This window comes from Mesorhizobium sp. M1C.F.Ca.ET.210.01.1.1 (assembly GCF_004791585.1).
In the GTDB taxonomy this organism is placed as follows: domain Bacteria; phylum Pseudomonadota; class Alphaproteobacteria; order Rhizobiales; family Rhizobiaceae; genus Mesorhizobium.
In genome coordinates this window covers 31,236-56,402 of record NZ_SRUU01000005.1, presented here as the reverse complement: position 1 = coordinate 56,402, position 25,167 = coordinate 31,236, and the positions used below count along the sequence as shown (strand labels likewise).

Below are 25,167 nucleotides of genomic sequence, written 5' to 3'. Positions count from 1 at the left end.
CTGCTTTCTGATCAGAAGGACGGCCGCTTCAATCTGGCCGCGAGGTAGGCGGAAGCTACAGTGTTGGCCATCAGCATGGCAATGGTCATCGGCCCCACGCCGCCGGGGACCGGCGTGATGGCGCCGGCGAGCTTGGCCGCCTCGGCATAGGCGACGTCGCCGACCAGCCGCGACTTGCCTTCGCCTTTCTCGGGCGCGGGAATGCGGTTGATACCGACATCGATAACGGTGGCGCCGGGTTTCACCCAATCGCCCTTGACCATTTCCGGCCGGCCGACAGCGGCGACCAGGATGTCGGCGGTGCGGGCCAGCGCCGGCAGATCCCTGGTGCGGCTATGCGCGATGGTGACGGTGCAGTTGGCGGCGAGCAGCAGATTGGCCATCGGCTTGCCGACGATGTTGGAGCGGCCGACCACCACGGCGGTGAGACCGGAAAGGTCCCTGCCGCGCACGCGCTCGATCAACAGCATGGAGCCCGCCGGCGTGCAGGGCACGAAGGCGGTCTCCAGCTCGCCGGTGCCGAGCTTGCCGACATTGATGAAATGGAAGCCGTCGACATCCTTCTCCGGCGCGATCGTCTGGATGACCTTGCCGGCATCGATATGGCCCGGAAGCGGCAATTGCACGAGGATGCCGTGGATCGACGGATCGGCGTTGAGGTCGCCGATGATCTTCAGCAGCTCCGCCTCGGAGGTCTCGGCCGGCAGCGTGTGCTGGAGCGAGTGGAAACCGCATTCCTTGGCTGTGCGCGATTTCGAGGCGACATAGACCTGGCTCGCCGGATCCTCGCCGACGATCACCACGGCCAGGCCAGGCCTGGTCGCGCCCCTGGCCGACAGCTCGGCGGTCAGCGCCTTGACCTTTCGAACCACGTCTCCGGCGACACTCTTTCCGTCGATCACTTCGGCCATCACTCACCTTCAGCACTGTTTCGCGGCCGCTCTTGCGCGCGGCCCTGATCCTCAATCCAGCATCGCGATCCGCCGGGCGCCGGGCGCGGACGGTCGAATGCAGCGCGGCATTGTCACGAAAATTCGACAGGGCAATCCCGTCAAAACGTCGTCGGATGCCGTAAACCCGAAACCGGGCCGCTTTTATCGGAAGCCACTTTTGTCGAAGGCAGCTTTTATCGAAGACAGGTCGTTTTAGAAATAGCGGCGGCGCGATCGGCTTTCGGTCAGCTCGCGCACCGCCTCGCGGAACTCGCGCAGGCTGGCCCGAAGCTCGTCGACCTGGCTCTGCTGGTCGGCTGAGGACTGGCGTGCCTCGGCGACCGGCGGTTGCCGATGGGGAGGCGACGACGGATACGCATCGTCGGATGGTCCCGCAGGCCGCGCCGACCGATAGGAATAGGAATGATCTTGCACGGGCGGCGTCTCGAAGCCGCGCTCCAGTGTCGGCGCGCTCCTGGCGCCTGCAGGCCGCTCCGAGCCGGCATTGGCCGGCTCGTCCGACCTGCGCAGCAGAAAATCGCGCAGCGACGAAGCCAGCGATCCGAAGAAGCCCGCCCGGGCGGCCCCGTTGGCGGGGGCGAGCGATGATGCGGACGCCGCAGCTGGCGGAGACGCGGCTGGCGGAGAGCTCGGCGGTGCCGCCCGATAGGCTTTGTCCTCGAAGGCCGGCTCGCGCTCTTCGGGCTTGCGGCGCGAGCGGCTGTCCGCCGTCTCGCGCAGGCTGGCATAGACTCCGCGCAGCGCGCCGAGGCCGATGCCGGCGAAAAGGCCCGCCAGCAAGCCGGCCATCGCCGTCACGGCGCGCGACGGCCCCTTGGCTTCGAGCGGCGGGTAGGCCTCCGAAATCAAGGTGATATTGGCGGTGTTGATGTCCTTCTGCTCGCCGGTTTCCTTGGCCCGCAGCAGGAACTGCTCGTAGACCGAGCGCTTGGCGGCGGCCTCGCGCTCGAGCTCGCGCAGCGAAACCAGGTTGTTGTTGACGTCGCCGCTCTGCACCTTGGCCTGCGCCAGACGCGAGGCAAGGTCCTGCTCAAGCTGCACGGAGCGCTTCAGGTCGACCTGCAGCGAGGACGCTATGCGCTGCAATTCGGCGCTGATGCGTTCGCGCGCGCCGGCAAGCTGAGCGTTCAGCGCCTGAAGCTCCGGATGCCGCGGCCCGAACTTGATCGCGGCGCGGTCGGCTTCCTGTTTCAGTGCCGCGTATTGCGAGCGCAGTTCGCCCATCGTGTTGGAGTTGATCTCCTCCGGCAAGGTGCCATTGAGAACCGCGTTGACGTTCAGCGAGCGCGCCGAAGCAGCGCGAGCATTGAGCTCGAGCGTGCGGGCGCGCGCGACGGAGAGCTGCTCGTTGAGCTTCAGCATCTGGTCGTCGCTGATCAGATGACCCTGGGCGTCGACAAGGTCATGCGTGGCCCTGAAATCCTCCACCTTGCGCTCGGCCGTCTCGACGCCCTTTCGCAATTCGTCGAGCCTGGCCGTGAGTTCATCATTCGCGCGGCCTGCCGTGTTGGACTGGAGTTCGCTGGAGATCTGCTGGAACGCCGTCCTCATCGTGTTGGCGATCAAGGCCGACTTATCGGGATTCTGGGTCGTGGCGGTGATCGAGACGACGAAGGTCTTGCCGCTGCGCTCGACGTCCAGGCTCTCGGCGAGGTTGCCGACCGCCAGCGCGCGCCGGCGCGCCTCGTTGGCAGAACTCTGCGCATCCTGCCGCGACAGGATCGAGCGGAGCATCGACATCAGGCCGAGGCCGCCCTTTCCCTGGCCGTTGAATTCGGGGTCGTTGGCGAGGTTGAGGTCGGTGACGACCTTGTTGAGGACCGTGCCCGAGGTCAGGATGCGGACCTGGTTCTCGACGATGGCGAGCGTCGCATCCGAGGCGATGACATTCTGTGTCAGGTCGCGATCGGTGAGCTTGAGGTCGCGCGGATCGACAATGACCTCGGTAGTGGCCTCGTACTTCTTCGGCGTCGACAGCGCTATGGCGACGCCAAGAGCCGCGCCAAGGATCGTCGTCGAGAGGATCAGCGCCTTGGAGCGGGTGATGCCGTGAACGACATGCATCGGGTCGATCAGCGGTTTCCATTCCTGCGCGTCGGCATCATGGCCGGCCAGCGGCCGGCTTGCATGGCGAGGGCCCGCATAGCGCGGTTCGAACGCGGCCTGCGAAGAATAGGCCTGCGAAGAATAGTCCGGGGAACGGCCCTCTTCGCGCTGTCCGATTTGCGGACGGGCTTCTCGCTCGGCCCGGTCGTCCTGGATGGTCTGTGAAATCGGGGCGGCCTGAGGCTGACCGGGTTCGTCGACGCTCGCGGGTTGCGGGTTCGACCGCCCCTCGCGCTCGAAGCGCGCGGCGCGGTGGCGCGCGGCGGCATCCTCGCGCCATGACGGGTTGGCCTTGTCGCCGATGGAGACCAGCGAGGCGTCGGCGCTGTCCTCGCCGCGCACGGCCTGGCCGAGCGCAAGCAAAGAGCGCTCGCGCCTCCAATCGTCAAGGTTTTCCCTGTCGGCCATGTCCTGGAACTTACTCTCTGACGGCTTGGGAGCGGTCGGCCAATCGTTAAGTCACGCTAAACAGGCATGGGAAACAAAAGGTTAATTTTGGGCCTCGAAACGCACAGTTTCTCGTCCCGATTGCAGCGTTTGCGGCGGTGCCGGCCCCCCCGCCAGAACGGCACGTTAAGCTTTCCACCTTAAGTTTTGGCGGACACATGACCCAGACCAGCGACATACCGCAAAGGTGGACGTTCGCGCGGATCGGCCACTTCGTGGCCGCGCGCCGGAGGCTGGTTTTCGACTATTTCTCGGCGATCAGCGGCGCCGGCGGGCGGCTGGTGTTCTCGCTTGCCTATTTCGTGGCCTTGGCCAACACGCTTTCCATCGCCGAATTCGGCATGTTCGCCACGACCTCGGCGGCAGGCGTCATGCTGTCGCGCTTGCTTGCCTTCGGCTTCATCTCGGCGCTGTACCGCACGGCAACGATCCGTCCCAACCTGATCGGCACCTTCACTGCCGGCTTCCTGCTTCTCGGTGTGATCTCGCTGCCGGTCCTCGCCGCCGCTTCCTACGGCGTCTACCTCATCTTCTTCGCCGGCACGGTGCCGCTGTCGGCCTTTGCCGCGGTCGTCTTCGCCGAAGCGCTGCTGTGGCGGCCGGTCGAGGTGGTGCTGATCGTCAACAACGGCCTTGGCAAGTTCGGCCGCGCGGCAGTGCTGGCGATCCTGGCGACAGCACTGCGGGCGGTGGGCGCGGTGCTGTTCATGCTCGCCGCGCAGCGCACGATCGGCGTCTGGTCGTGGTTCTACATCGGCGCCAACGCCGCATCGCTATTCGTCGCCTTCGCCTTCTTCTACCCGCGCCAGCGGCTCAGACTGCGCAGCGAGCTCTATTTCCGGCGGCTCGCCGATTCCGTCTATGTGGCCGGATCCGAGGTGCTGTTCTATCTGCAGATGGAGTTCGACAAACTCCTGGTTCTGTCGATCGGCGGACCTCACCTCGCCGGCATCTACGCCATCATCATGCGGCTGGTCGATCTCACCGCAATCCCGATCCGCACCTTCTCGATGATGCTGGTGCAACGCATGATGCGCGCGCCCGAGCTCTTGTCCCGCTTGGCAGTCAAGAGCGGCATCGAAGGCGGCGTGTTCCTGGTCTCGACACTGGCGCTCCTGTCGCTCGGCATCGTGCTGCATTTCTTCCCCACTGCGCTGGGCAAGAATGTCGCCGAGGCAGCGCCACTCGTGGCACTTGCAGTCTGCGTGCCGGGCTTGCGCAATCTCGTCGAATACCAGGCCGAGCTTCTGTTCGCGCGCGGCCAGACGGCGGTCAGGGCAATCAATCTCGGGCTGCTCGCCGGCCTGAAGGCGATGCTGCTCGCCTATGTGCTGACGACGATTCCCGACACGTCCAATCTGGTGCTGTCGCTCAACATCGTCTTCCTGCTGCTCTATCTCGCCTCGATGCTGCTCACCTATTCGGCGATGCGGCGGCCGGCGAAGGCGATCTGATTTTAGCGATCGACCCCGATCAACCGGCGGATGCGGGCCACATCGGTGCCGATGAAGGACTGCATGCCGATCGCCACCTGCTCCGGCGCCATGGCATCGACAAAGCGGCAGAATTCCTCATCCGACAGCGCCTCGCCGTTCCAGTGGACGCGGCAGAACTCCACCGAGTCATGGAAATGCCCCGCCCCGGCCAGCACGTCGTCGACATAGCGGCCATAGATCATGCATTCGGAGAATTTGCGTGCCGAGCCGACGACGCTGACCCAATCGCGCCCGTGCGCTTTCTCGATCCGCTCGCACATCGCGTTGACTGTCTCGCGGCGCCAGGCAATCAACGTCGAGATGTAGTCGTCGGCCGAACGCTTCGCCGGGTCGATGCCAAGCGCCGAGCCGGCATTGCGCGACCAGATGCGATGCTCGTCGTGACCGTCATTGGCCAGCACGCCGTCGCGCCGGAACAGGCGCGCCTTGCCGTCGCGCCAGAAAGCGCCGGCGTCGAACGGCTTGAGGAAAGCGACGTCGGAATCGCAAAAGACCAGCACATCCTCCCCGGCATGCGCGGCGACCGCGATGCGGCGAAGCTGCTGCACATGCCAGCCGCGCAGCGGCTGGGTCCTGAAACTCAGCCAGACGCGGCGATGGAACAGGCTGAGCGGATCGTCAAAGACGCGCAGCCAGCGCGGCAAAAGATCCCGCTCGTCGACGACCGTGCGGCGGCTGCCTTCCAACTGGCGAAACAGCGCCACGTCGCGGTGCTCGACGAGGATATAGTGCCGCGCGACGCCGGTGACGTGGCGGTCCATGGTCTCGCACAGCAGCCGGCAGCGTTCGAAATCCGGCGCGTAGCTCGCCGTCACGACCGCTGCCGAGGGCGTGAGCGGCAACGGCTCGATCCTGGCGGCGGCGTCGGGCACGAAACGGCTGTTCAACTGCGCGCCTCCGCCGGCCGCGGCCCGAGCGACAATTTCTGCTTGAGGACGCGCCACAGGAAGAGCGGATTGCCGACCACGTAGCGGCGCCACAGGCGGCCGGGTTCGATCCACAGGCGAAACAGCCATTCGAGCCTGAGACGGCGCATCCACAGCGGAGCGCGCGGCACGGTGCCGCTCAGGAAATCGAGCAGCGCGCCGACGGCGATCGGCAGCGTGCAGTGACCGGCATCGATATGGCGCGCGATCCACAATTCCTGGCGCGGCACACCCATGGCGACCAAGAGCACATCCGGCCGCAGCCTGGCGATGCGCTCGACGATCGCAGGCTCCTCGGCGGAGGAAAAATAGCCGTCATGGATGACCACGAACTTGTGCTGCACGGCGAGCGCGGAAAGCTTCACGGATGCCGCCTCGGCATTGACGCGCGTCGCGCCCAGCAGCGCCACGGTCAGCGGCCGCGTCGATGCCTGGAGGAACGCCGGGACGAAATCGGTACCGTTGAGATTGTCGGGGAAAGGCGCGCCGTAGAGCAGCTTTGCGGCGATGTCGACGCCGATACCATCCGGCAGAACGAGAAAGTCCTCGAGCGCTTCGGCAAATACAGGATCGCTGTAGGCGAGGTTGGCGTTGTGGGCGTTAAGGAAGCTCACCTTGGTGAAGCGCCGCTCGGCGACCAGCCGCGAAAGCAGCGCTGTCGCTTCGTCCCAGCGAATGGAAAGAACGGAGATGCCGAGTATCCGCTTCAGCGTGTCGAAGCCGAAGGCGGCGCGGGCGGCATGCATGTTCATGCGGCCACCTCCCTCCTGACGGCGCCGAGCTTCTCCAGCCCAAGCCCGACCGCGGCATCGAGCGCCCTCACCTGCCGGCGATGGAAGGCGCTGCCGTCGACGTCACGGACATCGGCTGCCGCGGCTTCGAGCGCCGCTGCGAAAGCGACGGGATCGTCTGTCACGACACAGTTCTGCGGCCGGTAGCCGATGCCGCGCAACGAGCGGCTGGTGGCGACGGAAGGCAGGCCGAGCTCGAAGGTTTCGATGGTCTTCAGCTGCACGCCGCTGCCGGCGGTGCTGATCAGCGGAATGACGGCGCCGCCGCGCACGAAGGCCTGGGCGTCCGGAACCCTTCCGACGAACTTGACACCGGGATGCGCCGACGTCACGCCCGACGGCATGTTACCGGCGATCCTGATGCGGAAATCCGGCCTTAGATGCGGCACGACCTTGGCAAGAAACCAGTCCAGGCCTATGCGGTTGGGCTGCCAGGTCCAGGTGCCGATCAGCGCAGCGTCGCAGTCGGCGCGGCGCGGGCCTTTGATATTTGTTGGCGCCGCGGCGCGCGTCACCAGAGGCAGCACTGCCGAGCGATCAGCGGAAGCGACACCGAGGGCTGCACGGTCCTCTTCGGCCAGTGTGAAGACGAAGCGCGCGGCGCGGCACAGACGATCTTCCATGACCTCGAGCAGCCTGGCCTCGCGGCGAAACAGCCAGCGCTGAAGGGCGCTACCGGCTGCAGCGGCGTTCTCCTCGGCCGAGCGGTGTTCGACATTATGCGCGACGAAGATCAACGGCCGGTCGCCCAGGACACTTTCGAAGGCGCCGGCAAATTGCACGGAATTCAGGATATAGCCGTCGAACGGGCCGACACGCTCGATCGCGGCGCGGACATCCGCATCGGAAACGACGCGCAGCTTGACGGAGGAAAAGGTGAGGCCGGCGAGCATCGCCTTGCCAACCCAGGCAAGCTTCTGCAGCGGCGAGGCGCTTTCGGTGCGCACGTCGATCGCGCCGAGGACAATGGTGCTTTCAGGATCGGTGGCGGGTTTTCCCGGCCAGCTGAAGCCGATCACCGTCACGCGCGCGCCGGCACGCCGCAGCGCGTCGATGATCGCGGCGTTGGCAATCTCGTAGCCCGAAGCGAGGGCGCCATCGGGTACGATCGATGTGGCGAACAGCAGATGCATCTCACCTATCCATTGGTGTAGCCGGTAGCAAAACGCGATGAAGCCTTGATTAAATGGCAGCGCCAAAGGCTGAAAGCCGAGGTTTCCCGGAGCTCGCCGGAAAAGGTGATTAACGAAACGTTATCATCGGACTGCTATCGAGGACCGAACCCACACGGCTGGAAACGGATGCTCCCTTTGCCATCGGACGCTTTGGTATCGATCAAGGGGGTGTCGATCGCGGGGCGGTCTCCGGGGCTTGCCGCCGGGACCGTCGAGGCGATCGTCACACTGCCGACCTTCAAGCGACCCCAGCTGCTCTTGGAAACGCTGGCATCGCTCCAGGCCCAGAAAACCGCGCGTCGTTTCGCCGTGATCGTCATGGAAAACGAGGGCGAGGCGCGCGAGGGCACCAAGGTGGCGCTGCCGCTTTTCGAGCGCGGCGAGATGCCGGGCCTGGTCATCATCGCGCATGAGCGGGGCAATTGCAGCGCCTACAATGCCGGCTGGCAGACGGCGATGCTGCAGTTTCCCAATTTCAAATACCTGCTTGTCATCGACGACGACGAGATCGCCGAGCCCGACTGGCTGGAGCGCATGTGCAAGGCCGCCGAGGCGCTGCGAGCCGACATCGTCGGCGGGCCGCAGGTGCCGGTTTTCGCCGAGCCGGGCCATGCGAGATGGGCCAACCACCCCGTTTTCGCGCCGCCATACGGCGAAACCGGCCGTGTGCCGGCGCTCTATTCGTCCGGCAATCTGCTGGTCGGGCGCAATGTGCTGACGGCCATGGGGCCGCCCTTCCTCGATCTGAGGTTCAACTTCATGGGCGGCGGCGATTCCGATTTCCTGAGCCGTGCCGCGCAGAAAGGCTTCGTGCTCGGCTGGTGCGCGGAGGCAAGGGTAAAGGAAACGGTTCCTGCCCGGCGCGTCGAAGCCGACTGGATCCGCGCCCGCAGCCTGCGCAACGGCGTCATCTCGACCCTGGTGGAAAAGAAGAAGCGGACCGGCACACCCTTCGCCGGCGTCAAGGTATTTCTTAAGAGCCTGGCGCTGCTTGCCGCCTCGCCGCTGCGCGGCGCCGTCAGGCTGGCGCGCACGGGATCGCCGGCGATAGGCCTCTATCCCATCTATGTCGCGCTTGGCAGGGTGCTTGCTGAATTCGGATATGCCAATGAGCAGTACCGACAGCCTGAGAAGAACTGAGCGCGCGCCGCTCAGCGCCGCGTTCACGCGCGAGGGCATGGCGACGGCAATCGCCGCGCTGCTCTTTACCGTCATCATCGTCTCCTTCCGGCCCTTCCAGCCGGCCGGCGCCGAGCTCACCGGCGATGGCGGCGACATCGTCAACCAGCTCGGCTTCGGCTCGCTCGGCGCCATCTCGATCTTCTCGCTGCTCGCCTTCGCCGATCCGCGCGTCGTGCGCTCGCTCATCAGCCCGTCCTGGGCGCTGATGCTGGGCTTCTTCTTCCTGTCGGTGATCCTGGTGACCGATCCGCCGTCTGCGATGCGCGCGGCCTCCTTCACCATGATCGGCATCATCACCATGGCGACGATCCTGGTGCTGCCGCGCGATGCCGATTCCTTTGCGCGGGTCATCATCTTCACCGCCGTCGTGGTGATGGGGCTCTCCTACGTCGGGCTCATCGTCTTTCCGCACGAGGCGCTGCACACCGCCGACTCGCAGGAGCCCGAGCATGCCGGCCTGTGGCGCGGCGTCTTCACCCACAAGAACATCGCCGGACCGGTGATGGCCTGCTTCAGCTTCGCCGGGCTCTATCTGTGGCGGCGCGGGCAACGCTGGTGGGGAGCGGGCATCTTCTGCGCAGCGATGATCTTCATGCTGCACACCGGCTCGAAGACGACCGCGGGACTGGTGCCGTTCTCGATCCTGATCGTGGTGCTGCCCAGCCTCATCGGCATGCGGCTCGGCACGCCGATCCTGTTCTTGTCCGCGATCATCGCGACGGCGGTCGGCACGCTGGGCATCGTCTTCATCCCGCCGGTGAAGCACCTGGCGGCGGTCTATTTCCCTGATCTCACCTATACCGGCCGCACGACACTATGGGAGTTCGCCGGCGAGATGCTGGCGAAGAGGCCCTGGACCGGCTACGGCTATGAGAGCTTCTGGGGAACGCCGCTGCTGCTCAACCAGGACCAACCCTTCGACCGCCCCTGGGACATCCGCACCATCGTCCATGGTCACGACGGCTATCTGGACATAGCGGTGCTGATGGGCATCCCAGCGCTCTGCGTCGCGGCTTACACCTTCCTGATCGCGCCCCTGCGCGACTATATGCGCATCCCGCCGCGCAAGGAGAACATCTTCCTCGGCGACTTCTTCATGATGGTCGTGCTGTTCGCGGCGCTCAACGGCTTCCTCGAAAGCTTCTTCTTCCGCCGCGCCGACCCGGTGTGGCTGCTTTTCGTGCTCAGCGTGCTTGGCCTAAGGCAGGTTTCGCTGCGGCCAATTCCGGTCCGCCGCCCTCACTAATCGGTCTCTTCGCGCGGGCCTTTCCCGCCGCCGCGCGACCGTCTATGGAAGAGCCTTGTTTCGGAGGCTTCCATGACCATCAGGCTCATTCTCGCCGGTTGCGGCAATATGGGATACGCCATGCTCTCGGGCTGGCTGAAATCCGGCAGGCTCGAGCCATCGGCGGTGTTCGTGGTCGAGCCCAATGCGGACCTGCGCAAGCGCGCCGAGGCACTGGGCTGCAGTGCCGCGGCCGAGGCTTCCGCAATTCCCGCCGATGCCGTGCCGGATCTCGTCGTCATCGCGGTGAAGCCGCAGGTGATCCGCGATGTGACGGCGAACTACAGGCGCTTCGGCGACGGCAGGACCACCTTCGTCAGCATCGCCGCCGGCACGCCGGTCGCCACCTTCGAGGAGATCCTCGGCGAGCTCGCGCCGATTGTCCGCTGCATGCCGAACACCCCGGCGGCGATCGGCAAGGGCATGATGGTGGTGTTTTCCAACCCGCTCGTCCTGGACGACGTTAGGCGTTTCGTCGCCGAGCTGCTGTCAGCGAGTGGTGTCGTGACGACGATCGACGACGAGAGCCTGATGGATGCGGTGACCGCGGTCTCCGGTTCCGGTCCGGCTTATATCTTCCATTTCATCGAAGCGCTGACGGTCGCCGCCGAGAAGGCCGGCCTGCCGGCCGAGACAGCCAAGCTGCTCGCCATGCAGACCATATACGGCGCGGCCTCGCTCGCCGCCGAAAGCGACGAAGAGCCGGGCGTGCTGCGCCAGCAGGTGACCAGCCCCAACGGCACGACCGCCGCGGCCCTTGCCGTGCTGATGGGCGAAGACCGGCTGACGAAGCTGCTTACGGAAGCGGTCGAGGCTGCGCGGCTTAGGTCGATAGAGCTGGGGAAGTAGTATCTGTGCCGATCACGCGAGATCGGTGTGCGAAAAATCATTGCCCTTGTAGAGCAAAGACATTCCGCGACTTTTCGCCGATGCGTATGATAGGCAGTCGGCGAGGTTGAGTTGAACCGGATGACCGCGACCCTTGCCATAGTCTGCAAAGGCCTGGATCGCGAGTTTCGCGTCGCCGCTTTCAATCGGGACGACTTCGATTTCGGCCTGGCGAAGAAAGGCCTCGATCGCTGTTTCCGCAATGAGCGGCTCCACCGCAAGCAGCGTGGAAAGCCGCATAGCTGCTTCGAGCACGACCAGCGGGGACGTTATTCTCCTCGCCGCTTGTCCTATCTTGCCGCTCCAGTCAGCGGCGTCTTCTTCGTCCGCCAAGATGGCGACCACCACGGAGGTGCCGACGAACATTAAGAATGGCCCCACATCTCGTCGATTTCGTCCTTGCTCAAGGCCCTCCCACCGGCACCTGCCTTGGATTTCAGTTCTTGTGCTATGGCCGCCAAGCGCTCAGCGAGCGGGATTTGTTCGCGTTCGCGTTGCAGCTCAGACTCGAGTGCTTCGATGACCGCTTCGGTCATTGAGATTTTGCGCTTTTCGGCGAGTTGCCGGGCGAGTTCCCTCGCCCGGGGATCCCTGATTTGGAGATTCATCTGAACGACCTCGCGTCCTTTGTCACTACAATATAGTAGGCCTGTCATGACAAAGCCAGTGCCGCTGCGGGAATAGGAGTCCTGAGCGGTCAGGCGCCGTACAACATCTCATCCTGCAAGCGGCGCAAAGCAAATAGTCTGGTCGTCTGATCAGGTTCAGCGTTGTCGCTGGTCAGCAGCTCGCCTTTCCTGACCGGCTTCAGCACCTTGCCGCCTTCCAGCAGCCCGACCGGCAGGGCGCGGCTGGCGCGCGCCTCGGCGATCGTCATGGTCCAGGAGCGATAGCAGGTCTCGCCGATGGCGTCGAAGGTCTCGCCGGCGACGAGATCGCGCTTGGCGACCGCGCAGACCTCGGCCACCGGCCTCGGCAGCGGCACCATGTCGGGCCTGCCATAGAGCATGATGCGAGCCGCCGTCAGCGGCACTTCCAGCGAAGTCAGGTGGTATGGCCTGAAGAAGCTGTAGTAAGGGCCGTGGCCGACATGGAGGTCGTCCATGCGCTCGACGACGCGCGGATGGGTGGCCTCGACGACGACGAAAACGCCGGGCGCCACGCCCTTGCCTATGGTGTAGTCGACGACGCCCTTCTTCGACAGGATGCCGCCGTCCTCGCGCGGGATGAGCACCTTGGCCAGTTGGTCGCGATCGGCCTTGGGGCCGTGCATGCCCGCGACATCGGGCACCAGGCCGGTGGCATTGGCGATGGCGCACATCTCGACCATGGTCTTGGAGCCGTCGACGAACTCGACCAGCATGCGCGGATTCATGTTCCGGCGCAGCGCTTCCTCGCGATAGTCGTCAGGAACGGCATCGTGGTTGAGCGGGTTGTTCTTGCCCTTGCCGGCAGAGACGATGGTGTAGCCGAGCGCCGAGGCGAACTCGATCAGCTCCATGCAGCTCGACGGCTCGTCGCCGGCGCCGACCGAATAGACGACGCCGAGCCGATCAGCCTGCTGCTTGAGGTAACAGCCGATGGTGACGTCGGCCTCGACATTCATCATCACCAGATGCTTGCCATGCTCCATGGCCATCAGGTCGAAATCGGCGGCGACGCCTGGCTTTCCCGTGGCATCGATGACGACGTCGATCAGCGGGTTGGTGACCAGCAACTCGTTCGAGGTGATGGCGATCCTGCCGCTCTCGATCGCCTGGCTGACCTTGGACGCGGTCTCGGACTCGGCAGCCATCGCATCGTCGCCATAGGCGATGCGAATCGCGTCGCGGGCCGTGTGCGGGCGGCGCGTGGAGATGGCCGCAACCGAAATGCCCGGCATCAGCATGCCCTGGGTCACCAAATCGGTGCCCATCTCGCCGGAGCCGATAACGCCGATGCGCACTGGACGGCCCTCGGCTGCGCGCCGGGCGAGATCGCGGGCAAGCCCGGTCAGGGCGACATTTGTCATACAAGAACGTCCATGCTTTGGTTCAGCCCGCAATACAGGGAACGCTTCTCCTTTGCCAACAAAACCAGCCAAGCGCGTGGCATTTTCGCCGACATGCGTTGCAGAACCGGAGCAGATTTTACGCGCCTATCCACAGCCTTCGGGCCTTCGCGGCATGGTGGGCTCGAGCCTCCGGGGCGAAAGCTGGCTTTCCGAAGGAACGAGATGGCAAAGCTCACGCCAAAATCCGATTTTGCCGGCAAAGCGGCGCTGGTTGCCGGCGCCTTCGGGCGATTCCTCCGCGCGCTTGCAATTCGTGAAGAAAACTCCTGATTGCAGTCGATTTTGGCCAAACCGCGATCCGGGCGGGCACCGTTTCTGTGCCATTTTTGCTACATCCGACAGGACTAATGGCTCGAATCCTCGCTTTTGGGCGCCTCTAAATCATTAAGCGCTCACATCTTCGGAAAATCTGCTAGATACTGCTCGAAAGCTCCGGTGGCAGGCTTGGGCAAATAAGCGCCAACAAAAACAAGAAGGCGCGGGGATCACGGGGTAGAAATGACCAGGACGGGTAAAGTGACCGTCGGCTGGCGCGTTGCGCTTGCCATGACGGTGTCGATGCTTTCTTGCGGGAGCGCAAGCGCACTAACGCTCAAGGAAGCCGTTGCGGTTGCCGTGGAGTCCAATCCTGAGATTGGGCAGGCGATCGAAAACCGCGAAGCCATCGAATTCGAGCTGCGCCAGGCAAAAGGCCTCTATCTTCCCAGCGTCGATCTGGAAGCGTCGACAGGCGTTCGCCGCCTGGACAATTCTTCCCGGCGCGCGCTCGATGAGCAGCACGACGCGCTTTATCCGAACGAGGCCGACCTCACCGTTTCGCAGACGCTTTATGACAGCGGCGCAAGACGGGCCGAATTGAACCGTCAGGCCTCGCGCGTCGACGGCGCTTCCTTCAGGGTGCTGGAGCGGTCCGAGTTCATCGGGCTTGCCGTGGTCCAGGACTATCTCGAATACATGCTGCAGGCGTCGATCGTCACTGAGGCGAAGAAGAACCTCGCCTTCCATCAGTCCATACTCGGCGACATCAAGCAGGGCATCGCGGGCGGCGCGCTCAACGATGCCGACCGGCAGCAGGCCGAGGAGCGGCTTTACGCCGCGAAGGCGCGGATGCAGGAGGCGACGGAGGAACTGGAGGCGGCCAAGATCCGCTTCTTCAAGAATGTCGGCAAGCCGCTGACCAATCCGTCGCGGCCGGCCGATGTGGCCGGCGCGCTGCCGCGCTCGCTCGATGACGCGATCGGGCTTGCCAGGCAGAACAATCCGCGCGTCCATATGGCCAACAGCGACATCGACGCGGCGGCTTCGCTGGTCGACGCCGCGCGGGCGAAATTCGGCCCCACGATCACCGCCGAGGGCGTCGCGCGGGGTGGATATGACATCGACGGCGACGATGGCGACACAAGCGACCTGCAGGCGCGCGTCGTTCTGCGCTGGAACCTTTATCGCGGCGGCATCGACAAGGCCAACGAGCAGGAGCAGATCCGCCGCACCAGCGAGCAGCGTCTTGCGCTGCACCAGGTCCTGCGCGAGATCGAGGAAGCCGTGCGCACATCGTGGGACCGCCGCTTCCGCCAGGCCGAACTTGCACAGACGCTGCGGCTGCAGGCCGCCACCAACGAAAAGCTGGTTGCGTCCTACCGCGAGCAGTTCAAGGTCGGACAGCGCTCGCTGCTCGACGTGCTCGATGCGCAGAACACGCGTTTCAACACCGCAACGCTGGCCGATACCTCGTCCTATGCGTCGCTGTTTGCCGAATACCGGCTGCTGGCTGCGACCGGGGAATTGCTGAAGACGCTGAACATCCAGCCGGCCAAGCAATCGGCAGCCTACGCACGAACGGAATTCGGCGTGCCGGAAACGGCCGATACCGAAACCTATGCGCGCACGCCGTCGGAGCAGAAGAACGATCTGCCGTTCGACATCCTCGCGCCGGTCAGGAAGAAGCAGCCGATGTAAGTATCGATCTCAGGTCCTTCGGGGCGGATCGTGAACCAGCAACCTAATATCGTCTCGCCTAAGGAGGCTTTCAAAGCCTGCTTCTCGGCGATTGCCGCCTATCTCGGCCGGCCGAGCGCGGAGACCGTGCTGTTTGCCGGGGTGCCGATTTCGGACACGCGCATCGAGCCGGACGACATCAGGCACCTCGCCGAACGCATCGGCCTCGAGACCCAGGCGTTCAGCCATCGCGATTTCGTGCGCGGCCGCGTCGACCTTCCGGCTATCGTCTTCCGCGCCAGCCAGTCGCCGGTTGCGCTGCTCGCCGAGACCGAGACCGGCCAATATCTGACGGCGCCGCAGGAAAACGGTCGCACAACGATCAGCAAATCGGAGCTCGCCGAGAGCTATATCAGCGGCGGCGCCTCGTTCTCGATCACCTATGCCAACACCGCCGAGGAGATGGCGGTCGGCACGGCGCCGAGGATCGAAAGGCGCCATTGGCTGACCGGAACCATGGGGGCGTTCTGGCGCACCTATTCAAAGGTCGTGATGTCTGCGGTCTTCATCAACCTCTTGGCGATCGCCTCGCCGATCTTCACCATGAACGTCTACGACCGCATCCTGCCGAACAAGGCGATGTCGACGCTCTGGGTGCTGGCGCTCGGGATCGGCGCGGCCATCCTGTTCGACCTGCTCTTGAAAACGGCCCGCGCCTCGCTCATCGACTATGCCGGGCGCAAGGCGGATCTCAGGATTTCCTATCTGCTGTTCGAAAAGGTGCTCAACTCGTCGCTGTCGGTGCGGCCGGGTTCGACCGGCGAATATGCGAACCGCGTCACGCAATACGAGTTCGTGCGCGAGTTCTTCACCTCGAACACCATCAGTGTGTTCATTGACACGGTTTTCGTCTTCGTCTTCTTGGCTGTCATCTACGCCATTGGCGGCTGGCTGGTGATCATACCGGCTCTTGCCTTCGTGATCGCCGTCATAGTCGGGCTGGTGACACAGCGGCGCATCGGCAAAAGGGTCGCCGCTTCGATGAACGAGGCAGCGCAGCGCCAGGCACTGCTGGTCGAATCCATCTCCACGCTGGAGACGATCAAGTCGCTGCGCGCCGAGGCCTACCTGCTGCGCAAATGGGGCGAGCACTCCAAGAACGCGGCCAACACGTCGGAAAAGATCAAGGAGCTTTCGGCTGCCGCCGGCAACATCACCGGCGCCATCCAGCAATTCGTGACCGTCGCCCTGGTGGTTGCCGGCGCCTACGCCTTCTCGGAAGGCCAGGTTTCGACGGGAGCGATCATCGGCACCGTCATGCTGGCGGGCCGTGCAGTCGCGCCGCTCGGCCAGATCGCCATCACGCTCTCGCGCTTCCGGCAGGCAATGCTGTCGCTCAGGATCATCAACACGATCATGTCGCAACCGGAGGACCGGCCCGACACGGTCGGCTTCGTCAACCGGCCGATCCGCAGCGGCGCGATGGTCTTCAAGAATGTCGGCTTTGCCTATCCGGGCACCGAAAACGAGGTTCTGCAGGGGCTCAACATTGCGATTCGGCCTGGTGAACGCGTCGGCATCATCGGCCGCATCGGCTCCGGCAAGACCACGATGGGTCGCCTGATCGGCAGGCTCTTTCTGCCGACTGCCGGAGAGCTGCTCATCGACGGCATCGACATCCGCCAATACCACCCGTCGGAAGTCCGCGCCGCGGTCGGCATCGTCGCGCAGGCCGGCGACCTGTTTTCGGGCACCATCAAGGAAAACCTTTTGATGGCCGCTCCGGAAGCGACCGACGAGGAGATCGTCGATGCGGCGAAAGCGGCCGGCGTCGATGACTTCGTCTCGCGCCATCCGCGCGGCTACGACATGAATGTCGGCGAGCGCGGCACCAATCTCTCGGGCGGCCAGAGGCAAGCTGTGGCGATCGCGCGGCTGCTCCTGACCAAGCCGAAGATCGTCTTCCTGGACGAGCCGTCGGGTTCGATGGATCTCGCCTCGGAACGGCAGTTGATCAAGCAGCTCAAGGTCGCATTCGACCGCAAGACGACGCTGATCGTGTCGACCCACCGCTACAGCATGCTGGAACTGGTCGACCGCCTCATCGTCATCGAGCAGGGCCGCGTGGTCGCGGACGGAGCGAAGGAACAAGTGATCCAGGCATTGCAAAAGGCGAATGCCTGACCGGGGTACGTTGGGGAATGTTTGCAAGGGAAGATCGGCCGCCGCTTTTCGCATCGGCGTCCGTCTACATCATAGGGGCACTGTTCGTGGCCTTCACCGCCTGGGCATCCTTTGCCGAGGTCGATGAGATTGCGCGCGGCGACGGCAAGGTCATTCCCGCCTCCAAGACGCAGATCATCCAGGCGAGCGAAGCCGGCGTCGTGCAGGAAATCGCGGTCAAGATCGGCCAGACCGTCAGGAAGAACGACCTGATCATCCGCCTCGACAACACGGGCAACACTTCGAGCCTAGGCGAGGAGCAGGCCAAGGCCCGCGCCCTGCAGGCGCGCATCGCCAGGCTTAAATACGAGCAGGGCGGCAACCTCGAGGGCGCCTTCCCCTGTCCGTCCGACATCCAGAAGGCGGCCCCGGAAATCTGCGACAACGAGCAGAAGCTGCTCGTTGCCCGCCGCGACAACTTCCAAGTGAAGCTGTCGGTGCTGAAGTCGCGTCTCGATCAGCGCGAGAAGGAGCTGGACGAGGCCACCGCCAATTCCGACCGCCTGTCCAAGAGCCTCGCCGTCAGCGACCAGGAAACGGCGCTGGTCGAATCGATGGTCAAGAAGGGCCTGATGGCCAGGACCGAGCAGATTCGCGTCGAACGCGAGCAGACCGATCTCCGCGGGCAGCTCAACCTTGCCGGAGAGACCATCAAGAAGAGCAAGGCGGCCATCACCGAGGCGCAGCTTCAAGTCGACGAGCTCGGCCTGCAATTGCAGCAGGAAGCATTGAGCGACTTGACGCAGGCGCTGGCGGACCTCTCGGTGGTGGACGAAACCATCCGCGGCGCCACCGACAAGGTGGCGCGCACCGACATCCGCTCGCCCGTCGACGGCATCGTCAACACGCTCGATGTCAATACGCTCGGCGCCTTCGTGCAGCCGGGCGCCGTCGTTGCCGGCATCGTGCCGACCTCGGAAACGCTGCTGGTCGAGGCGCGGGTCTCGCCGCGCGACGTCGCCTTCATCCAGCCTGAGCAGGACGCGCTGATCAAGGTCACGGCCTATGATTTCTCGATCTTCGGCGGCATCGAGGGCAAGGTCTCGAACATCACCGCTGACAGCCTGGTCGACCAGAAGACGGGCGAGCCCTATTACCAGGTGCGCGTCGCGACCGAGAAATCCACGCTGCAAAGGAACGGCAAGAGCTACTCGATCATCCCCGGCATGATCTGCTCCGTCGATATCAAGACCGGGCGCAAGACGATCCTCAGCTACCTTTTGAAGCCCATCAACAAAGCGCGTCAGGAGGCGATGAGTGAGCGATAGCGCCGCACGCCCCGCGACCCCGCGCGACCGGCTGCTGCCGTCGCTCGCGGCCGAGGATTTCGGCCCGGAGTTCCGCGTCGTGGCGCGTGGCGGCGTGCGCCGCGGCATCCGGCTGGAGCGCGCCTTCTGGGCATCGCTGAAGCACATGGCCGAAAGCCGCAAATGCACGATCGGCATGCTGGTCGAGGAGATCGCCGAAAATCATCCCGACCAGGGCAATCTCACCTCGGCGATTCGGGTCGCGTGCATGCGCGGCCTCGCCGAGGAAAGCATGGAGCTGCGCAAGCTCGCCTCGATCCGGACGATCAACGCAATCCTGATCGCCTGCCCCTCGCCCGCCTTCGCGCTGTCGTCGGCGAAGAAGATCCTGACCTTCAACACGTCCTTCCAGCAGCTGGTCAGGCGGCAACTGCCGAACGCACCGGGCGAGGACGGCCGGCAGGACCTCAAGCTGGCGCTGGACCTCAACGTCACCGACATTTTTGCCCGGCTCGACGCCAATAGCGACACGCCCATCACCACCGGGTTCGTCATCGGCGCTGGCGAACGCCGCTACCGGGGCCAGCTCAGCGCCGTGCGCGCGCCGGTCACCGAGTCGGAGCTTTTGATGGCGTTCGTCTTCAACGGGTAGCTGGCAAGCCGCCTACTTCAGACCGGAACCGGCATTCGCGGACGCCACGGCCGCATCAAGCGAAGAGCCCTCGCCGGGCGCCACGGTCGCGAAGCCGCCGGCGATGTCCGCGAGCCGCGAGCCGGACTTCGATCCGTGGATCCAGGCGCGATCGGCGCTGAAGGAATAGAGCGGGACATAGTCGGGAAGATCGCTGTCCATCGCCACATTGTTGCTGAGGCTGTCGAGGATGAAAGCGCCGCTTGCCGTGCTCACGGAGAGGACGGCGTGGAAGAACTTCCGGCGGCGATCCTGCAGCACAACGAGCGACATGCTCTGCGCCGGGATACCGGCGCGCAGCAGCGCCGCCATCTTCAGTATGGCGAAATCCTCGCAGTCGCCGGCGCGATGTTCGAGGATCTCGGAGGGTTTGGCCCAATAGTCGAGCGTGCCGTAGACGACGCTGTCCTTGCGATAGGCGATCAGACGGTTGATGCTGGCGTTGACGAAGGCCAGCTTGTCGCGAAAACCCTTGTTGCTGGCAATGTCGATGATCCCGGCAAACGCCGCGTTCTGACGATCGCAGGCGCTGCCGGGCGTGCAGTCGAGGATTGCCCTGTAGACAGGCGCCCAGCGCGCGGCGACCGGGAAGTTGTGCATGGAGAGGGCGGCCGATCCGAATACGCCAGGGATGATCGCCCCAGTCTGGATCGGGTCAACCTGGATCGGGTCAACCTGGATCGGGTCAACCTGGATCGGATCGATGCCGGCACCCGAAGAACCTGCCATCGGGCGGTCGTCGGCGGGGCCATAGGCGCCGACGACCCCGGATATCCGGTAGGCGGCTACGGGCTGCCAAGGCTGCAATCTGGCCAGCGGAATACCGCCGAGATTGGCCGGCTCAGGCACCGTCTGAGAGGCTGGATCTCCGACGGAAATCGCGCCGGCGGACGACGCATCCGGCAGTCCGGCGAGGCCGATTGCCAGCAGCAGAACCTTGACCCCCGATGCCGCCAAGACAGCTTTTTGTTTTTTCATGACGCCCACCTTTGACTGTGGACGCTACCAATCCTGTCTCAAATTATCGGAAAGGAAGGTGGGTAAATTTTCGCGAATCAATCTATTCTTCTTTGTCTCAAATTTTATTCAAATTTATACTTCCGCCTGCCGAACCGACGACGTATTTCCCGACCGATCCGGCGACGCCCGCGATAATACATAACTGAGTATATCACGGCGATTTACCAAGTGTAAAAAATGCGAATCTCTACATATCCGAGTATATGAAATAGATTGACGGTGTGTTGCAAAGTTCGAGGCTCACATGTCTCTTTCCGAGAAATGCCGAAGGGGGCTTGAGCTATGACGACCAGTATCGAATTCGACGCCGTTTCAAATTCCTGGAACGAGCACACGACCGTTGGCGAACATCCTGTCTCGACGGGTGTTCAAGTCGCGCAGGCCACTGGCGGCCAGGCGGCGCAGAGCGGCGAACCAGTACCGGTCGATGTCGGCAGCGGGGCGCCGGCAAAGGGCGAAGGCAACGCCCAGAATGCGCAAGGGGCAGACAAGCCGGCCGCAGACGCCAACGCTCCTGCCGGGAACGCACCGGCCGCGAACGCGACAGCTTCGAACGTTGCGCATGAATACACCGCCGAGGCCGGCAATGTCGTCAAGCTTCCGGCCAATACCTCGATCGACAACATCAAGGTCGACGGCCACAACCTCGTGCTGGTGCAGCCCGACGGATCCGAGATCGTCATCAAGGACGGCGCGCTGAACGTGCCTACCTTCATCATCGGCGATGTCGAGGTTCCGCGCGTTGCCCTGATCGCTGCCCTTGAGTCCAGCCATGTCGATGTCGCCTTCGGCGCCGACGGCTCGATCTCGGCCGGCGGAAACGGTTCGCCAGGCAGCGCCGGCGGAAACTTCTCCGTTCCTCCTGGCGGAATCGGCGACGGCTTCGGCCTGACGGCGCTGCTGCCGCCGACGGCCCTGGCGTTCGGACAGCCGGAACATCGCGAGCTGTTCCCCTCCGTGGCCCCCGACAAGGGCGTTTCAGTTGTGGCCGTGTCGTTGCTCAGCCCGGATGAAGCGGCGAGCGAGACAGGCTTGAACGGCGGGCCGCAGCAATCGCCGGGCAGCGACGCGCCGAGCAACGCGGAAACGTCAAGCATAGGAACGATCAGCATCGACGCACCGGACGGCATCGGATCGATCGTCATCAACGGCGTCACCGTCACCGGCACCGGCCAACAGATCCAGGGCCAGTTCGGCTACCTGACCATCGTCTCCTTCAACCCGATCACGGGCGCCATCGAATACAATTATACGGTGACCGAGTCGGTCACCCATCCCGAACATACGAACGGATACGATCCGAACGATACGGTTCCGGACAATTTCAGCATCACCGTCACGGATACCGACGGTGACACCGCCAGCACCACTTTTGCCGTCGCCATCATCGACGACGTGCCGACGGCGATCGCCGACACCGACAGCGTCGCGGCCGGCCAGATCGGCCCGGCGACCGGCAATGTGCTGGTTGGCGGCACCGATGCGGCCGATGCCAACACGACGGACGGCGTTGCCGACATCCAGGGCGCCGACGGCGCGACGGTGGTTGGCGTCGCCAAGGGCACGACGAATGCCGATCTGGACGACGCAAGCACGCTGAACACAGCGATCCAGGGTGCCTACGGCAAGCTGACGCTCCACGCCGACGGCAGCTACACCTATGTGCGCGATGCCAACACGCCCGGCGGCGTCAACGACGTCTTCACCTATACGATCAAGGACGGCGACGGCGACACCTCGCACACCACGCTGACGATCTCGATCGGCAACTCGACGCCCGAGATCACCGACCTCACGCCGGAGGCCAACGGCGGCGACGTCATAGTCAACGAAGACGACCTGTTGGCCAGCCGCGGATCCGGCGAGTCGGCCGGCTCCGACGCGTCGAAGGAAAGCACCACCCAGGGCGGCACCTTCACCATCCACTCGCCCGACGGCATCGCTTCGCTGAACATCGGCGGACACGACTTCATCACCAATGGCGTGTTCACCGCCGGTTCCATCACCACGCCGCTCGGCAACACGCTGGAGGTGACGGCCTACAATGCCGCCACCGGTGAGGTGACCTACACCTACACGCTCGTCGACAACGAAGCGCATTCCGCCATTCAGGGCACCAACAGCCTGTTCGAGAATTTCGACGTCACGTTGACCGACCTGGACGGCCAGAGCGCCAGCAGCACGCTCTCCGTCAACATCGTCGACGACGTGCCGACGGCTTCGACCGAGGCGCCGCAGAACGTCGCCGAAGGCGCGACGATCACCGGCACGCTGGACTTCGTTACCGGCGCCGACGGCGCCACGGTTACGCATATCGACGGCACGCTGCTGGTCTTCGGCCAGGATGGCTACTCGCAGTCGATCGACATCGGCGACGGCTTCATCAAGGTGAAGGCGGACGGCAGCTACTCCTTCACCGCCGACAATCCGGTGATCGGCACGGGTGCCGCGTCCGCCACCTACACCGTGACCGACGGCGATGGCGACACGTCAACGGCCGGCTTGAGCTTCGTCGTGACGGACGCGAACCACCCGACCGCCGGCACGGCCGCGGCCTCGGTCGACGATGACGGGCTTGCCGGCGGCAACGTCGCAAGCACGACGGGCGACATCGCTGTGCCAAATACCGATGGCGACAACAACGAAGCGACGTTCTCGGGCACGCTCGGCGGCAGCGTCGGCGGCGACGGCGCGGGCGCCAACGGCTTCTCCTTCGCGGCCCTTAACGGCACGGCCGGCACGGTCGGCCAGGAGAGCGTGACCTTTAGCTGGGATGCCGGCACAGACACGTTGACGGCGACCGGCCCGCGCGGCGCACTGTTCACGGTCCATGTGACGGATCCGGCGACCGGCGCCTACACGGTGACGCTGCTCGACAACGTGCTGCAGGCACAGGGCCCGAACGACGAGAACAACGCCACTGTCGATCTGGGCTACGTCATCACCGACGCCGACGGCTCGACCGCACCGGGCACGCTGACCATCACCTTCAACGACGATGCTCCCACTGCAAGCGCTGAAGCGTCGCAGAACGTCGCCGAAGGCGGGACGATCACCGGCACGCTGGACTTCGTCGCCGGCGCCGACGGCGCCACGGTTACGCATATCGACGGCACGCTGCTGGTCTTCGGCCAGGACGGCTACTCGCAGTCGATCGACATCGGCGACGGCCTCATCAAGGTCAAGGCTGACGGCAGCTATTCGTTCACCGCCGATAGTCCGGTCAACGGCACGGGCGCCGCTTCGGCGACCTATACGGTGACCGACGGGGACGGCGACACGGCAACCGCCGGCATCACATTTGCGGTGACGGACGCCAATACACCGACGAGCGGCACGGCCACGGCCACGGTCGACGACGACGGGCTTGCCGGCGGCAATCCGGCAAGCACGACGGGCGACATCAACGCGAATGTCGGCGACGCGGACGGTCCGGCCAGCAGCGAGGCGAGTTTCTCGGGCACGCTCGGCGGCAGCCTCGGCGGTGACGGCGCGGGCGCCAACGGCTTCTCCTTTGCTACCCTTAACGGCACCTCCGGCACGGTTGGCCAGGAGAATGTGGCCTATAGCTGGGATGCCGGCACCAACACGCTGACGGCGACCACCACCAGCGGAGACCGCATCGGCACCGCCCTGTTCACCGTCCATGTGACGGATCCGGCGACCGGCGCCTATACCGTCACGCTGCTCGACAACGTGCTGCAGGCACAGGGCCCGAACGACGAGAACAACGCGACGGTCAATCTTGGCTATGTGATCACCGATGCGGACGGCTCGACGGCACCGGGCACGCTGACCATCACCTTCAACGACGATGCGCCGACGGCTTCAGTCGGCACGGTCAACGACAGCGCCATCACGCTGGTGACGCAGGACGCCCAGACGATCGGCATCAACTCCGACACGGCAAGCGCGAGCTTCGCGGCCGCCTTCCTGGCGGCGGTGACGCCGAGCTATGGCGCCGACGGCGCCGGCTCGACGGTGATCAGCAACTACACGCTCAACGTCACCAACGCGGTCTCGGGCCTGACCAGCCAGGGCGATGCCATCACGTTGGTCAAGGTCGGCAACGACATCATCGGCCAGACCGCCTCGCATGGCGACGTCTTCAAGATCTCCGTCGATGCCTCCGGCACGGTGACGCTGACGCAGTACCAGCAGATCGACCACCTGCCCGAAAGCCTCGACACCACCAACAACAACGCCCACATCGACCTCGGCAACGGCCTGGTGACGCTGTCGGCGACGGCGACGGTGACCGACGGCGACCACGACCAGGCGACCTCGATGGTCAGCACCGACCTCGGCGGCAACATCGGCTTCGACGACGCCATCCCGTCGCTGACGGTCGGCACGGTCGCGGACGCCGCCATCACGCTGGTGACGCAGGACGCCCAGACGATCGGCATCAACTCCGACACGGCAAGCGCGAGCTTCGCGGCCGCCTTCCTGGCGGCGGTGACGCCGAGCTATGGCGCCGACGGCGCCGGCTCGACGGTGATCAGCAACTACACGCTCAACGTCACCAACGCGGTCTCGGGCCTGACCAGCCAGGGCGATGCCATCACGTTGGTCAAGGTCGGCAACGACATCATCGGCCAGACCGCCTCGCATGGCGACGTCTTCAAGATCTCGGTCGACGCCTCCGGCACGGTGACGCTGACGCAGTACCAGCAGATCGACCACCTGCCCGAGAGCCTCGACACCACCAACAACAACGCCCACATCGACCTCGGCAATGGCCTGGTG

The 25,167-nt window shown here is 64.6% G+C and carries 18 protein-coding genes; 9 read left to right on the top strand and 9 right to left on the bottom strand.

What is annotated here, in order from left to right:
* Positions 1-11 precede the first annotated feature (11 nt).
* The gene (folD, locus tag EN853_RS07425; RefSeq protein ID WP_127858895.1) at positions 12-911 is read right to left on the bottom strand and encodes a bifunctional methylenetetrahydrofolate dehydrogenase/methenyltetrahydrofolate cyclohydrolase FolD; all 900 of its coding nucleotides are present in this window, start codon (positions 909-911) and stop codon (positions 12-14) included.
* Positions 912-1,145: 234 nt separating this feature from the next.
* Positions 1,146-3,467: a GumC family protein gene (locus tag EN853_RS07420; protein ID WP_127858894.1), complete on the bottom strand. Its 2,322-nt coding sequence runs from the start codon at positions 3,465-3,467 to the stop codon at positions 1,146-1,148.
* 197 nt (positions 3,468-3,664) lie between these two features.
* Between EN853_RS07420 and EN853_RS07415 the strand changes: the two genes are divergently transcribed.
* Positions 3,665-4,960, top strand: coding sequence for a lipopolysaccharide biosynthesis protein (locus EN853_RS07415; protein WP_127858893.1), 1,296 nt, complete (start codon positions 3,665-3,667; stop codon positions 4,958-4,960).
* Positions 4,961-4,962: 2 nt separating this feature from the next.
* Here the strand turns inward: EN853_RS07415 and EN853_RS07410 are convergent, their stop codons facing one another.
* Genes EN853_RS07410 through EN853_RS07400 form a run of 3 tightly spaced genes read right to left on the bottom strand, consistent with a single transcriptional unit; the run spans position 4,963 to position 7,852 of the window.
* Positions 4,963-5,889 (bottom strand): DUF6492 family protein, encoded by a 927-nt coding sequence (locus EN853_RS07410; protein WP_127858892.1) that lies wholly within the window; start codon positions 5,887-5,889, stop codon positions 4,963-4,965.
* On the bottom strand, positions 5,886-6,680 hold the full coding sequence (locus EN853_RS07405; protein WP_127858891.1) for a WecB/TagA/CpsF family glycosyltransferase: 795 nt from the start codon (positions 6,678-6,680) through the stop codon (positions 5,886-5,888). The genes EN853_RS07410 and EN853_RS07405 overlap by 4 nt, the downstream gene beginning before the upstream one ends.
* The gene (locus EN853_RS07400; protein WP_127858890.1) at positions 6,677-7,852 is read right to left on the bottom strand and encodes a glycosyltransferase; all 1,176 of its coding nucleotides are present in this window, start codon (positions 7,850-7,852) and stop codon (positions 6,677-6,679) included. Before EN853_RS07400 ends, EN853_RS07405 begins: the two co-directional genes overlap by 4 nt.
* A gap of 168 nt (positions 7,853-8,020) precedes the next feature.
* Here EN853_RS07400 and EN853_RS07395 point away from each other — a divergent pair, with 168 nt between their 5' ends.
* From EN853_RS07395 to proC, 3 genes are all read left to right on the top strand, one after another.
* Positions 8,021-9,034: a glycosyltransferase gene (locus tag EN853_RS07395; RefSeq protein ID WP_127858889.1), complete on the top strand. Its 1,014-nt coding sequence runs from the start codon at positions 8,021-8,023 to the stop codon at positions 9,032-9,034.
* Positions 9,003-10,322, top strand: coding sequence for an O-antigen ligase (locus EN853_RS07390; protein WP_127858888.1), 1,320 nt, complete (start codon positions 9,003-9,005; stop codon positions 10,320-10,322). The genes EN853_RS07395 and EN853_RS07390 overlap by 32 nt, the downstream gene beginning before the upstream one ends.
* Positions 10,323-10,394: 72 nt before the next feature.
* The gene (gene proC, locus EN853_RS07385; protein ID WP_127858887.1) at positions 10,395-11,210 is read left to right on the top strand and encodes a pyrroline-5-carboxylate reductase; all 816 of its coding nucleotides are present in this window, start codon (positions 10,395-10,397) and stop codon (positions 11,208-11,210) included.
* 12 nt (positions 11,211-11,222) lie between these two features.
* Here the strand turns inward: proC and EN853_RS07380 are convergent, their stop codons facing one another.
* The 3 genes from EN853_RS07380 to EN853_RS07370 all read right to left on the bottom strand — a co-directional run bounded on the left by EN853_RS07380 (position 11,223) and on the right by EN853_RS07370 (position 13,260).
* A complete protein-coding gene (locus EN853_RS07380) occupies positions 11,223-11,615 on the bottom strand; it encodes a type II toxin-antitoxin system VapC family toxin (protein WP_127858886.1) in 393 nt (130 codons plus the stop codon).
* Positions 11,615-11,857 (bottom strand): type II toxin-antitoxin system VapB family antitoxin, encoded by a 243-nt coding sequence (locus EN853_RS07375; RefSeq protein ID WP_126085818.1) that lies wholly within the window; start codon positions 11,855-11,857, stop codon positions 11,615-11,617. Before EN853_RS07375 ends, EN853_RS07380 begins: the two co-directional genes overlap by 1 nt.
* Before the next feature lie 89 nt (positions 11,858-11,946).
* The gene (locus tag EN853_RS07370; protein ID WP_127858885.1) at positions 11,947-13,260 is read right to left on the bottom strand and encodes an NAD(P)H-dependent oxidoreductase; all 1,314 of its coding nucleotides are present in this window, start codon (positions 13,258-13,260) and stop codon (positions 11,947-11,949) included.
* 540 nt (positions 13,261-13,800) lie between these two features.
* Here EN853_RS07370 and EN853_RS07365 point away from each other — a divergent pair.
* The 4 genes from EN853_RS07365 to EN853_RS07350 are packed head-to-tail and all read left to right on the top strand — an operon-like array spanning position 13,801 to position 19,359.
* Complete coding sequence (locus EN853_RS07365; protein WP_127858884.1) at positions 13,801-15,258, top strand: TolC family protein; 1,458 nt, start codon at positions 13,801-13,803, stop codon at positions 15,256-15,258.
* A gap of 30 nt (positions 15,259-15,288) precedes the next feature.
* Positions 15,289-17,421: a type I secretion system permease/ATPase gene (locus EN853_RS07360; RefSeq protein ID WP_127858883.1), complete on the top strand. Its 2,133-nt coding sequence runs from the start codon at positions 15,289-15,291 to the stop codon at positions 17,419-17,421.
* A gap of 17 nt (positions 17,422-17,438) precedes the next feature.
* Entirely contained in the window at positions 17,439-18,728 is a 1,290-nt protein-coding gene (locus EN853_RS07355; protein WP_127858882.1) for an HlyD family type I secretion periplasmic adaptor subunit, read from the top strand.
* Positions 18,718-19,359 (top strand): ribbon-helix-helix domain-containing protein, encoded by a 642-nt coding sequence (locus EN853_RS07350; protein ID WP_127858881.1) that lies wholly within the window; start codon positions 18,718-18,720, stop codon positions 19,357-19,359. Before EN853_RS07355 ends, EN853_RS07350 begins: the two co-directional genes overlap by 11 nt.
* A 12-nt stretch (positions 19,360-19,371) precedes the next feature.
* On the opposite strand, the gene EN853_RS07345 is transcribed toward EN853_RS07350, so the two are convergent.
* Positions 19,372-20,376, bottom strand: a complete 1,005-nt coding sequence (locus tag EN853_RS07345; protein ID WP_127858880.1) for a transglutaminase-like cysteine peptidase — start codon at positions 20,374-20,376, stop codon at positions 19,372-19,374.
* Positions 20,377-20,700: 324 nt separating this feature from the next.
* Between EN853_RS07345 and EN853_RS33880 the strand changes: the two genes are divergently transcribed.
* The coding region (locus EN853_RS33880) for a DUF5801 repeats-in-toxin domain-containing protein (protein ID WP_210235715.1) at positions 20,701-25,167 on the top strand (4,467 nt) is incomplete at its 3' end.

What these genes read in the sequence shown, in the direction of transcription:
- folD (WP_127858895.1), bottom strand. Translation starts at nt 911, where the DNA reads ATGGCCGAAGTGATCGACGGAAAGAGTGTCGCCGGAGACGTGGTTCGA.
- EN853_RS07370 (WP_127858885.1), bottom strand. Translation starts at nt 13,260, where the DNA reads ATGACAAATGTCGCCCTGACCGGGCTTGCCCGCGATCTCGCCCGGCGC.
- EN853_RS07380 (WP_127858886.1), bottom strand. Translation starts at nt 11,615, where the DNA reads ATGTTCGTCGGCACCTCCGTGGTGGTCGCCATCTTGGCGGACGAAGAA.
- EN853_RS07415 (WP_127858893.1), top strand. Translation starts at nt 3,665, where the DNA reads ATGACCCAGACCAGCGACATACCGCAAAGGTGGACGTTCGCGCGGATC.
- EN853_RS07365 (WP_127858884.1), top strand. Translation starts at nt 13,801, where the DNA reads ATGACCAGGACGGGTAAAGTGACCGTCGGCTGGCGCGTTGCGCTTGCC.
- EN853_RS07395 (WP_127858889.1), top strand. Translation starts at nt 8,021, where the DNA reads ATGCTCCCTTTGCCATCGGACGCTTTGGTATCGATCAAGGGGGTGTCG.
- EN853_RS07400 (WP_127858890.1), bottom strand. Translation starts at nt 7,852, where the DNA reads ATGCATCTGCTGTTCGCCACATCGATCGTACCCGATGGCGCCCTCGCT.
- EN853_RS07355 (WP_127858882.1), top strand. Translation starts at nt 17,439, where the DNA reads ATGTTTGCAAGGGAAGATCGGCCGCCGCTTTTCGCATCGGCGTCCGTC.
- EN853_RS07375 (WP_126085818.1), bottom strand. Translation starts at nt 11,857, where the DNA reads ATGAATCTCCAAATCAGGGATCCCCGGGCGAGGGAACTCGCCCGGCAA.
- EN853_RS07420 (WP_127858894.1), bottom strand. Translation starts at nt 3,467, where the DNA reads ATGGCCGACAGGGAAAACCTTGACGATTGGAGGCGCGAGCGCTCTTTG.
- EN853_RS07390 (WP_127858888.1), top strand. Translation starts at nt 9,003, where the DNA reads ATGAGCAGTACCGACAGCCTGAGAAGAACTGAGCGCGCGCCGCTCAGC.
- proC (WP_127858887.1), top strand. Translation starts at nt 10,395, where the DNA reads ATGACCATCAGGCTCATTCTCGCCGGTTGCGGCAATATGGGATACGCC.
- EN853_RS07345 (WP_127858880.1), bottom strand. Translation starts at nt 20,376, where the DNA reads ATGAAAAAACAAAAAGCTGTCTTGGCGGCATCGGGGGTCAAGGTTCTG.
- EN853_RS07405 (WP_127858891.1), bottom strand. Translation starts at nt 6,680, where the DNA reads ATGAACATGCATGCCGCCCGCGCCGCCTTCGGCTTCGACACGCTGAAG.